The organism is Psychromonas sp. MB-3u-54, assembly GCF_002836415.1.
In the GTDB taxonomy this organism is placed as follows: domain Bacteria; phylum Pseudomonadota; class Gammaproteobacteria; order Enterobacterales; family Psychromonadaceae; genus Psychromonas.
The window spans coordinates 41,078-52,686 of sequence record NZ_PJBP01000166.1 but is presented as its reverse complement, the minus strand read 5'-3'; the positions used below and the strand labels follow the sequence as shown (position 1 = coordinate 52,686).

The 11,609-nt window shown below is 42.1% G+C and carries 8 protein-coding genes and 1 tRNA gene; 5 read left to right on the top strand and 4 right to left on the bottom strand.

What is annotated here, in order from left to right:
• Positions 1-1,761: putative bifunctional diguanylate cyclase/phosphodiesterase (locus CXF72_RS12775; protein ID WP_232784977.1), on the top strand; the 1,761-nt coding region annotated here is incomplete at its 5' end.
• A 598-nt stretch (positions 1,762-2,359) separates the two neighbouring features.
• Here the strand turns inward: CXF72_RS12775 and CXF72_RS12770 are convergent.
• Together CXF72_RS12770 and CXF72_RS12765 are read right to left on the bottom strand one after the other, a co-directional pair.
• Positions 2,360-2,578, bottom strand: a complete 219-nt coding sequence (locus CXF72_RS12770) for a hypothetical protein (protein ID WP_101039394.1) — start codon at positions 2,576-2,578, stop codon at positions 2,360-2,362.
• Between the two features lie 594 nt (positions 2,579-3,172).
• Positions 3,173-3,257: transfer RNA gene (locus tag CXF72_RS12765), tRNA-Leu, on the bottom strand.
• Between the two features lie 237 nt (positions 3,258-3,494).
• On the opposite strand from CXF72_RS12765, the gene CXF72_RS12760 reads away from it, so the two are divergent.
• Positions 3,495-4,049: an RDD family protein gene (locus CXF72_RS12760; RefSeq protein ID WP_101039393.1), complete on the top strand. Its 555-nt coding sequence runs from the start codon at positions 3,495-3,497 to the stop codon at positions 4,047-4,049.
• A gap of 108 nt (positions 4,050-4,157) precedes the next feature.
• On the opposite strand, the gene lptG is transcribed toward CXF72_RS12760, so the two are convergent.
• Together lptG and lptF are read right to left on the bottom strand one after the other, a co-directional pair.
• On the bottom strand, positions 4,158-5,222 hold the full coding sequence (gene lptG, locus CXF72_RS12755) for an LPS export ABC transporter permease LptG (RefSeq protein WP_101039392.1): 1,065 nt from the start codon (positions 5,220-5,222) through the stop codon (positions 4,158-4,160).
• A gap of 31 nt (positions 5,223-5,253) precedes the next feature.
• On the bottom strand, positions 5,254-6,330 hold the full coding sequence (gene lptF / locus CXF72_RS12750; RefSeq protein WP_101039391.1) for an LPS export ABC transporter permease LptF: 1,077 nt from the start codon (positions 6,328-6,330) through the stop codon (positions 5,254-5,256).
• Positions 6,331-6,615: 285 nt separating this feature from the next.
• Here lptF and pepA point away from each other — a divergent pair, with 285 nt between their 5' ends.
• From pepA to CXF72_RS12735, 3 genes are read left to right on the top strand one after another with little or no spacing between them, the layout of a single operon-like run.
• Positions 6,616-8,130, top strand: a complete 1,515-nt coding sequence (gene pepA, locus CXF72_RS12745) for a leucyl aminopeptidase (RefSeq protein WP_101039390.1) — start codon at positions 6,616-6,618, stop codon at positions 8,128-8,130.
• A gap of 14 nt (positions 8,131-8,144) precedes the next feature.
• Positions 8,145-8,627 carry a DNA polymerase III subunit chi gene (locus CXF72_RS12740; RefSeq protein WP_101039389.1) on the top strand — a complete coding sequence of 161 codons (483 nt, stop codon included), beginning with the start codon at positions 8,145-8,147 and terminating at the stop codon, positions 8,625-8,627.
• 3 nt (positions 8,628-8,630) lie between these two features.
• The gene (locus tag CXF72_RS12735) at positions 8,631-11,489 is read left to right on the top strand and encodes a valine--tRNA ligase (RefSeq protein WP_101039388.1); all 2,859 of its coding nucleotides are present in this window, start codon (positions 8,631-8,633) and stop codon (positions 11,487-11,489) included.
• Positions 11,490-11,609: the final 120 nt, after the last annotated feature.

Below are 11,609 nucleotides of genomic sequence, written 5' to 3'. Positions count from 1 at the left end.
GAGAAGGATAAGCGGGCAGCAGAGCTTATTATTGCCGACAAGGAGCTTGCCTTTCAAAACGAAGAGAAGGATAAACGAGCAGCAGAGCTTGTTATTGCCGACAAGGAACTTGCCTTTCAAGAAAAAGAAAAAGGTAAACGAGTAGAAGAGCTCGTTATTGCCGACAAGGAACTTGTCTTTCAAGAAAAAGAAAAAGGTAAACGGGTAGAAGAGCTTCTTATTGCCAATAAGGAGCTTGCTTTTCAAAGCGAAGAAAAGGATAAGCGGGCAGCAGAGCTTGTTATTGCCAACGAAGAGAAGGATAAACGGGCAGAAGAGCTTGTTATTGCCAATAAGGAGCTTGCTTTTCAAAGCGAAGAAAAGGATAAGCGGGCAGCAGAGCTTGTTATTGCCAACAAAGAGCTTGCCTTTCAAAACGAAGAAAAAGGTAAACGGGCAGAAGAACTCAATGACCTCGCTTACTATGACACGCTTACCGGCTTGCCCAATAGACGTATTTTGATAGACCGGCTACATCACGCATTAGCTTCCAACGTGCGTCAAGGCTGTGAAAGTGTGGTGATGTTTATTGATTTGGACCATTTCAAGGATATCAACGACACCCTCGGCCATGAAGTTGGTGATTTACTGTTGATCCAGATAGCGCAACGCCTGGCGTCCTGTCTACGCAAAGGCGATACCGTGGCGCGCCTGGGGGGGGACGAGTTTGTGTTGATTCTGGAAGACCTGCACGAAAAAACCATTGAAGCCGCAGCAAAGGCGAATACTATTGCCGATAAAATTTTCACTGCGCTCAATAAGCCCTACCAGCTCGCCATGCACCAATGCTATAGCGGCGTGAGTATCGGTGCGGCCTTTTTCGGCCATGAGGGTAAGACGGCAGAAGATCTACTGAAACAAGCCGACATCGCCATGTATCAGGCTAAACAAGCCGGCGGTAATACGATGAGGTTCTTTAGCCAGCAAATGCAGGATATCATTAACGTGCGCACAACCCTCGAAAATGAATTGCGCATTGCCGTTGAAAAGTCACAATTTCATTTGTATTACCAAATTCAGATGGACAGTGCTAACCGAGCATGGGGAGCAGAGGCATTGATCCGCTGGATGCACCCTGAACGCGGGCTGGTGTCACCTGCTACCTTTATCCCTCTGGCGGAAGAAACCAGATTGATTCTTCCCATTGGGAAATGGGTTATCGAAACGGCTTGTGCGCAGATCAAAGTATGGCAGAAAGAGTCGCGGACTCGCGATTTAACACTGGCAGTTAATGTAAGTGCAAAACAATTCCGGCAGACGGATTTCGTGGATCAAGTGCAGTCAGCTGTGCGCCAACATGCTATTCCCGCAAATTTACTTAAGCTAGAATTGACCGAAAGTCTGTTCCAAGAGGACATTAAAGCCACCATTTCCAGTATGAACGCATTAAATAATATTGGCGTTCATTTCTCTCTAGATGACTTTGGCACTGGCTATTCGTCCTTACAGTATATCAAGCAGCTACCGCTCGACCAGATCAAGATAGACCAATCGTTCGTGCGCGATATTGCGATAGATAGTAATAGCAGAGCGATAGTAAAGGCGATCATTGCTATGGCAAACATTATGAACATAGACATCATTGCCGAGGGAGTGGAAACAGAAGAGCAACGACAATTACTCTTAGGCAAAGGATGCACATTTTTCCAAGGATATTTATTCAGCAAACCAATACCTATTGATCAGTTTGAGGCGTCAATTTTTCGTTTAACTGACACCTAATTTTAAACAGTGAGGGTTACCGATGTTGATGGCAGTCCAAACTCACCATTAAACAGCGATCGCCATGCGAAAGCGCAAGTTTACTGAATTGCTTGAGCATGCGGGACGTAACCTAATTACCACAAACTTAACAGAAAAGTGATCTGTAAGGAGTGCTTCTTAAACTTATCCTGGCTCGATTATAGAGGCCATTTTTTTGTTTTGTAAGTCGCAATGGGGGGCGAAAGCGACTTAGCGAAATCGTTCAAGCAGTGCATGAATATTCAAATCGACTTTGCTGTAAGGATCTTTTATTTTGCTCGCTACTGGGAGAAATACATGCGCCAACGGGGTCATCTAAATAAAAAATTAGTTCAAAAATTCTAAGTCGTTTTTATGCTCCAAAACCTTGAAAATAGATTTTATAAGAGAACATAACAGGATAGAAGCTGTTAGCTATAGTGATGCTTGCCGTGTCAGGATGGGTGCCGACTCTAATTTTTTACCTATTAGTGATTCAGCATACCGTCACTGCCCATCGCCAATATCTCATCATATATTTGACTGAGTGGGGTTTCGCTGCCACCCATTTCACAACTTAATTTATCAGCTTCCAATTTTACCTGCGGGTTAGCACAATACTTCTTTTTGTATCGGCTTTTTTTTCCAGACCAACTAATGAGCTCTCTAATGACTCTATACGCGCGACTTTGACATTAGCGTTAGTTTGAAACTTGTCATACATGTTATTAAAACTGATTTTCTGTTCAACCGTTATATCACCACTTAGATCTGCTTCAATTTGTTTAATCGCAACCATCAAATTAGATAGTTGCATACGTATTAAACAAAGCGCAGCGCATCTTCATCCGTGGAGAAAAAGGCAGGACATCTATACCTTTTATTCTTTTAAGTCATTACATCAAAGAAAATATTATGCTGCGCAAAGGATTTGGCAATGAGTAAAGGTCGGCTGAGTAAATTGATATTAACGAATAAAAAGTTGAGAAATTTTCTGCCCAAAAACCCTAAAATAGATTTTGTAACGCGATTCCACAGTTTTTAGAGGGTTGATTTTAAATATAGCGACGCCGCTTCAGAATAATACTTTCAATTATTCAAGCTGCTAAAACTGCGGTAGCGCGTTATACAATGAGGGTTACAGCCTTTATCAATTTACGAAGAAACTACATTCCAATCTAAAATCAACCCCACAAAAAGACTGTAAATGGATAAGAGGAGACCACCAGTTGCGATTGCCGAGACTAAAAGCTAAGTTGGATTAATTTGTCGGTTGTTGGAAAGCTTGGGATCTCATTGCGCACAGAATCTTCACGTGAAAGTCTGGATATGGACAGAAGGTAGTTATTAAAGGGGGAATTTACTGATCGGTATAAACAAAAAATCCCTGCATAAGCAAGGAGTTAAAGTATGGTGCCCGAGGCCGGACTTGAACCGGCACTTCTTTCGAAAACGGATTTTGAATCCGTCGCGTCTACCAATTTCACCACTCGGGCATAATCTTTAATTTTAAAGTAGAGTGTTGTTAAGACGAAGGGATTATACCTAGTGATACTCTGCTGACAAGTGTTTTCTAACTGACTGATTGAAAAAGCATCATCTTTTTTAATTAGCGGCTAAATCCCTCCTTTTCGCTTATATTTTACGACTTTTTTTAGCCGCATCACTTTTAAAAAAATGCCAAGTGATTTTGCTTTTGCTACACTGCAGGCAGGTAAACTTAAGGAATCAGTATGAGCAAATATAAGCACGAAAATGTACAGACAAAAAACCTGCAGCAACAGTATCAGAGTTGTCCGCGCGCTAATTTTTTGAAACGAGCAGGCGCCTATCTTTACGACCTTTTTGCTGTTTCAGCTTTACTCATGTTAGCCGGAATCCTTGCTATTATAGTCGTGATTATCGCCAGTAACATCGGCCTGATAAATCTTGAGGCTTATCGAGATGTTGCAGATTTTCTCGCTTCCAGCCAAGTATTTGCATTATATCTGGCAATCATTATCATTGGATTTTACGGTTATTTCTGGACCCGAGGCGGTCAAACTATCGGTATGAAGGCGTGGCGATTACGTGTTCAAAACAGCGATGGTAGTAATATCTCCTTTACCCAATCATTAATTCGCATGGCAACGTCAGCCTTTGGTTTAGGCAATTTTTTGGTTTTTTTTGGGAATAAAAGTGCATTTCAAGACCAGTGGGCAGAATGCGAGATGGTCGTATTAACAAAAGAGTTAAGCGATTGGAAAGGTTTTAAGGGCATGGCATTTATGGATCAGAATAAAAAATAAAAGTCCATCAGAGCTCAGTCATTCAGCGCTCTCTTAGACTAGTGTGATAAAAAATGCCACGTTTTATTGATCATAAAGCGTGGCATTTTTTTGTTTATTATTTTTTGTTTAACTTTGCCGCTTAAGCAGGTAGAGCGCCAGAGATAACACCAGAAAACTGGGCAATAATGCGCCCAGTATAGGGGGAAAGTTAAAGACTAAACTGAAAGGACCAAATAACTCCCCTGAAATATAGAAAGTAAAACCCGCAGCGATACCAAAAATTAAACGCGTGCCCATTGCGACCGTACGTAAGCCGCCAAATATAAAAGAAACCGACAGTAACATCATCACCACAATGGTAAAAGGCAGGACGGCTTTACGCCAAAAGATCAGCCAGAAACGCTTTGCATCCTGCTCATTATTTTCAAGGTAGACGATGTAGTTATAAATATCACGCATCGACATTTTATCCGGTTCACCCAGAATAACTTCCAATTTTTTCGGGGTCAGTTTAGTCTCCCAAATATAATTATTAATGCGCTTAACCTCTGTTCTGTCTTCCAAAAAATTGGTTTGACTAACATCTTCAAAGAGCCAATTGCCTTCTTTAAAGGCTGCTTTACGCGCCAGAATTGCATGTTCAAGTTTTAAATTTTCATCAAAAAAGTACAATTGCACATGAAAGAGTTCATTATTACTGTTCATCCGTTCAATACTGACGAATGAATCCGCATCCTTCACCCAAACTCCATATTGATTACTGACCTGTACTTCGCCTCTTTTTGCCATATAACGCATAGAATAGGCTTCTTTGTCGGCTTTTGGGGTCACAAATTCGCTCAAGAGCATCACCGCGATAACCATTGGAATAGCGGTTTTTAATACGGCACCTGCGATCCGTAATTTTGATATCCCGGCAGCCTGCATAACAACCAGTTCACTGCTGCCCGCCAAACTTCCTAAACCAATCAAGGCACCGATTAAGGCTGCCATCGGGAAAAAAACCGCTAATTCAGCAGGGATTTTGAGAATAACAAAATAGGCCGCATCCCAGGCATCGTAGGAACCCGTTCCAATTCCTCCCATCTGCTCAACAAATTTAATGATACTGCTCAAACCTATCAATACAAACAGACTCAAAAAAGTGGCGGCAAAAATTGTTTTACCTATGTAACGATCTAAAATACCCATAATAGTAATTCCGTTTTAAATATCTTAACCATCACCTGCGCAAAGCCACTTTGGTAAATTTACCTAAACTTTGCAGGTGCAACATAATACCCAACAGTAAAAAGCTGAGTTGTACAATCCAAATACTAAAGGCAGGTAGAGTCCCGTCTTCAATCAAACTCTTAGACGTACTCAGCAGCAAGAAAAAGGTTAAATATAACGCCAAGGCAGGTAACAGCTTTGAATAACGTCCCTGTCTCGGGTTAACTTTTGCTAATGGAACAGCCATAAAAGTCATCAGTAAGATTGATAGTGGAATAGCTATTCGCCACTGCAGTTCTGCCTGATATTTAGGATTTTCCACAGAAAACAGTTCAGCTGTCGGTAAAGCCTGAACACCCCGCGCCCGCTTTTGCACCTCTCTATTCGCGATATGTACCTGGTACGTTTTAAACTCACTATGATCAAACTCATGTTGACCAACAATGCCGGCATAACGCTGACCATCGTTTAAGGTCAGCCAGGTGCCATCTTTTTTAGCCTCAAGATAGCCCTCTGCGGCGGTCAACACTGACGGAGCTTGTGTCTTATCTTCCGGCCAGTGCGCCGCAAAGATTTTTTCTAACTTTTTATCGGCTGATTTTTCAATGTAGACCACACTGCCGTTACTTGAGGTTTTATGAAAACGTCCCTCAAGCAGTGTCGCCGAACTGGTATTCGCTTGCGCTTCTTCGATAACGCTAATCATTTTATCTTCAGTAAGCGGCGCGAGATACAAACTGTTATATGCTGCAAAAGCGAAGGTTAAAAACGATAATAACAGGGTCGCTTTCAAGACATTATTGGGACTATATCCACAGGAGCTCATGGCGATCATTTCACTTTCACCGTGTAGCCTGCCATGGGCAAAAAGTACCGCAAGATAAAAACTGATAGGCAACATTAGCGTGCCTAGTTGTGGTAAGTTTAAATACAACAGGGTCATGACCAAATCTGCAGGGATAACACCGTTAATAGCTTGAGCAAGAATGGTTATAAATTTTTGACTAACAAAAATAAGCACTAAAACAAACAGAATACCGATCTGGCTTTTAAATGTTTCGAGCATCAAATAACGAAGAAGTATCACCCGGTTCTCCAGTGTAAATATGATCCTGATAAAGAGATAGCCAAACCGCTGACGGGCTAAAATCACTTTTTCAAGGGGGTTAGACGGACAGCAAAGGCCCTTGAAAAAGACGAACTTTCAAGGGCCTTTGCTATAAAATAATGAATTAAGCAAGTAAATACGGTAAAATCACATTTTTATGCGTTGAGAAGCGTTACCAAGTCCCACTTACTTCTATAATAACTGTATTTTCTAAAGAATTGCACAGTTAATCGCATTATACATAGCCAAGAGCCAAGGATATATATGGAATTTTCAGTAAAAAGCGGTAGCCCGGAAAAACAACGCAGTGCCTGTATAGTTGTGGGCGTATTTGAGCCGCGCCGTTTATCACGCGCAGGCGAGCAGCTTGATGAGATTAGCGAAGGTTATTTAAGTACATTATTACGTCGTGGTGATATTGAAGGAAAAATAGGGCAGGTATTATTCTTACATAATGTGCCCAATGTATTAAGTGAACGCGTCTTATTAGTCGGTTGCGGTAAAGAACGTGAACTAACCGAAACCCAGTACAAGCAAATTATAGCAAAAACCATTACGACACTTAATGATACCGGTGCGTTAGAGGCTATCTGTTTTCTTTCTGAATTGCATATCAAAGGGCGTGATACCTACTGGGCAGTGCGCCAGGCGATCGAAGCCACTCAGGATTGTTTATATAACTTCGATCAATTTAAAACCAACAAAGAAAATACCCGCCGTCCTCTGCGTAAATTAACCTTTAATGTGACTAGCCGTAAAGAGTTAGCACGTGCGGAACTTGGTCTGCAACATGCTTTAGCGGTCTCGTCGGGCGCTAAAGCCTGTAAAGATTTAGCCAATATGCCACCCAATATCTGTACTCCATTATATTTAAGCGAACAAGCAATCGCATTGGGTCAACGATTTGAAAAAATCACCACAGAAATTGTTGATAGTGAGCAGATGGCAGAACTTAAAATGGACAGTTATTTGGCCGTTGCTAAAGGTTCGGCTAATCCTGCCTATATGTCATTAATAAAATACAATGGCGGTAATGCAGATCAAAAACCTATCGTACTCGTCGGCAAAGGGCTGACCTTTGACTCGGGCGGTATTTCCTTAAAACCAGGCGCAGGCATGGATGAGATGAAATACGATATGGGTGGCGCGGCCAGCGTTTTTGGTGCAATGAAAGCACTTGCCAAACTTAACCTGCCGATCAATGTCATTGGCATATTAGCGGGCGCTGAAAATATGCCGGCGGGTAATGCTTACCGTCCGGGTGATATTTTGACCACCATGTCAGGGCAAACCGTTGAAGTCTTAAATACCGATGCTGAAGGACGTTTAGTCCTGTGTGATGTATTAACCTACGTTGAACGTTTTGAACCGGATTGTGTTGTTGATATAGCCACCTTAACAGGCGCTTGTATTATGGCCTTAGGTCATCATATCAGCGGCTTAATGACACCGCACAAAGGGCTGGCACATGAGTTGTTAAGCGCGTCAAATCAATCTAGTGATAAGGCATGGCAACTGCCGATGGATGATGAATTTCAGAAACAGCTGGAAAGTCCATTTGCTGATATGGCCAATATTGGTGGTCGCCCGGCAGGGACTATTACTGCGGCTTGTTTCCTTTCCCGCTTTACTAAAAGTTATACCTGGGCACATTTAGATGTTGCAGGAACGGCCTGGAGATCCGGAGCAAATAAGGGTTCAACGGGTAGACCGGTTTCCTTACTAACGCAGTTTTTAATAAACCGCAGTGAAAATGAAACAACAGCAGCAAATAGCTAAGTGAAAATAATATAATGAGCCAGGTTGTTTTTTACGTTTTCGCCACAGAAGAAAAATCAAACAGTGTCGCCATAAGTGCTCATTTTGCGCATGCTTGCAGAGTAGCGGCGTTTTTTTATGCACAAAATAAAAAAGTGTTCATCTACACCGATTCACAAGAAGATGCATTTGCGGTCGATGAATATTTATGGCAGTTTGATGGTGACAGTTTTGTGCCGCACAACCTGTTAGGTGAAGGGCCAAAATTTGGTACGCCCGTTGAAATAAGCTGGCAAGCCCCGGTTCACCCTCGCCCGATTTTAATTAATTTAAGTCAAAAAACGCCTGATTTTGCAATCAATTTTCAAAAAATAATTGATTTTGTTCCATATCCGGAACCCCAAAAAATTGCAGCACGAATACGTTACAGTACCTATAAAAAAATGGGCCTGACGCTTTCTACTCAAACCGTTGATAATAATTCAACGGCTGAGTCAACCAACAAAACAGAAGATTAACCGATGGAAAAGATATATACCCCAAGTGCTATTGAACAAAAAAATTACCAAAATTGGGAAGAAAAAGGTTATTTCAAACCGCATGGTGATACCAGCAAAGAAAGCTACTGCATTATGATCCCGCCACCCAATGTGACGGGTAGCTTACACATGGGTCATGCATTTCAGGATACTATCATGGATACCCTGGTTCGTTACCAGCGTATGCAGGGGAAAAACACCCTGTGGCAGATGGGTACCGATCATGCCGGAATTGCCACACAAATGGTTGTAGAGCGCAAACTATTTGCAGAAACAGGACAAACACGTAAAGAACTCGGTCGTGAAACTTTTATTGAGAAAATCTGGGATTGGAAAGCTGAATCTGGTAGCAATATTTCCAAGCAAATGCGCCGATTAGGCACTTCAGTTGATTGGGATCGTGAACGTTTCACTATGGATGATGGGCTTTCTGAAGCGGTTAAAAAAGTATTTGTGGATCTCTATAACGATGATCTTATGTACCGCGGTAAACGTCTGGTTAACTGGGATCCTAAATTGCACACTGCAATTTCAGACTTAGAAGTTGAAAACAAAGATGTTAAAGGTTTTATGTGGCATTTCCGCTACCCGCTTGCTGATGGCGTGCAAACGGCTGACGGTAAAAACTATTTAGTCGTTGCAACAACTCGCCCTGAAACCATGTTAGGTGATACGGCGGTGGCAGTAAACGCTGAAGATCCGCGTTACAAAGACCTTATTGGTAAAGAAATTCTTTTACCCTTTGTTAATCGTCGCATTCCGGTTATTGCTGATCAGCATGCAGATATGGAAAAAGGCACCGGTTGTGTAAAAATCACTCCGGCGCATGACTTTAACGATTACGAAGTCGGTAAACGTAATAAACTGCCGATGATCAACGTATTAACTTTTGATGCCTGTATTCGCAGTGAAGCTGAAATATTTAACAGCAACGGTGAAAAGAGTAATGATTATGCAAGCGATCTTCCGAGCCAATTCCAGGGTTTAACCCGTGAAGAAGCGCGCAAGTTAATAGTCAGTTCACTTGACGAGTTAGGTTTATTAGATGAGATCAAGCCACATGACTTAACCGTGCCCTACGGTGATCGTGGTGGCGTGGTTATCGAACCAATGCTAACTGACCAATGGTATGTGCGCGTCGCACCACTCGCTGAAGTTGCCAATGAAGCCGTTAATAATGGCGATATTGAATTTGTACCAAAACAATATAAAAATATGTATAACTCATGGATGAATGATGTCCAAGACTGGTGTGTTTCTCGTCAACTTTGGTGGGGACATCGTATCCCTGCCTGGTACGATCAAGCAGGCAAAATTTATGTTGGCCGTGACGAAGCAGAAGTGCGTGCCAAACATGATTTGGATGACGATTTCATTCTAACTCAAGATGAGGATGTATTAGATACTTGGTTCTCATCGGGTCTATGGACATTTTCGACCTTAGGCTGGCCGGAAAAAACCCCAGATCTTAAAACCTTTCACTCGACCGACGTATTAGTCACCGGCTTTGATATTATCTTCTTCTGGGTTGCGCGCATGATCATGATGACCATGCACTTTATGAAAGATGAAAATAATAAACCACAGGTCCCCTTTAAAAAGGTTTATTTTACCGGCCTTATCCGTGATGAGCATGGCGATAAGATGTCTAAGTCAAAGGGTAATGTATTAGATCCTTTAGATATAATCGATGGTATTGATTTAGAAAGTCTGGTCGCTAAGCGTTGCGGCAATATGATGCAGCCAAAATTGGCAGCAAAAATTGAAAAAGACACCCGTAAAACATTTGCTAATGGAATAGAAGCCCATGGCACCGATGCACTGCGTTTCACGCTCGCCGCAATGGCATCTACGGGTCGTGATATCAATTGGGATATGAATCGTTTAGAAGGTTATCGTAATTTCTGCAACAAATTATGGAATGCGAGCCGTTATGTATTAATGAGCACCGAGGAGCATGATTGTGGCTTCTCGAGTAATACTGAAATGGAATTTAGTTTGGCGGATCGTTGGATTCAGGGACAACTGCAAACGACCATCAAAGACTTCCGTCAGGCACTGGATACTTTCCGTTTTGATATTGCCGCTAATATTTTATATGAATTCACTTGGGATCAGTTCTGTGGTTGGTACTTGGAGCTAACTAAACCCATTTTATTTAAAGGCAGTGAAGCACAACAACGTGGTACGCGTCATACACTGATTACTGTATTGGAAACCTTATTACGTGTTGCACACCCTATGCTGCCCTTTATGACCGAAGAAATCTGGCTGCGGGTGAAAGGCATTACAGGTCAAGGCGGTGATACTATTATGCTCGAACCTTACCCTGAATATGATTCAAGCCTGGTTGATGAAAAAGCAGTCGAAGATCTTGAATGGGTTAAAAAGGTGATTGTTGCGGTGCGTAATATTCGTGGTGAAATGGATATCAGCCCGAAAACGCCGCTTAATTTACTGATTAAAAATGCATCTGCAATAGATCAACGCCGTTTTACTGAAAATCAGGCATTCTTAGCTGCACTTGCCAAACTTGAAAGCGTTACGGTGCTTGAAAACGGGCAAACAACGCCGGTATGCGCAACCGCATTAGTAGGTGAGCTTGAACTGTTGATCCCGATGGCAGGTTTAATAGATACCGAAGCTGAACTGACCCGTTTGAATAAGCAGCTTGAGAAAGCCGGCAAGGAGTTAGCAAAAATATCATCTAAACTCGGCAATGAAAAATTTGTTGCTAATGCGCCTGAAGCCGTAATAGTTAAAGAGCGTGCGAAACAAACCGAGTTGCAAACAACTTGTGAGAAGTTAAGCGCACAGATAGACACTATTAAAGCTTTATAGCCTTCGCTTTATCGCCTTATCGCCTTATCGCTTTATCGCCTTATCGCCTTAAAGCCTTAAAGCCTTATCGCCTTATCGCCTTAAAGCCTTATCGCCTTATCGCCTTATCGCCTTAAAGCC

Excerpts from the sequence above, each read along its gene's own strand:
- CXF72_RS12770 (WP_101039394.1), bottom strand. The coding sequence starts at position 2,578 with ATGCAACTATCTAATTTGATGGTTGCGATTAAACAAATTGAAGCAGAT.
- CXF72_RS12760 (WP_101039393.1), top strand. The coding sequence starts at position 3,495 with ATGAGCAAATATAAGCACGAAAATGTACAGACAAAAAACCTGCAGCAA.
- lptG (WP_101039392.1), bottom strand. The coding sequence starts at position 5,222 with ATGGGTATTTTAGATCGTTACATAGGTAAAACAATTTTTGCCGCCACT.
- pepA (WP_101039390.1), top strand. The coding sequence starts at position 6,616 with ATGGAATTTTCAGTAAAAAGCGGTAGCCCGGAAAAACAACGCAGTGCC.
- CXF72_RS12740 (WP_101039389.1), top strand. The coding sequence starts at position 8,145 with ATGAGCCAGGTTGTTTTTTACGTTTTCGCCACAGAAGAAAAATCAAAC.
- CXF72_RS12735 (WP_101039388.1), top strand. The coding sequence starts at position 8,631 with ATGGAAAAGATATATACCCCAAGTGCTATTGAACAAAAAAATTACCAA.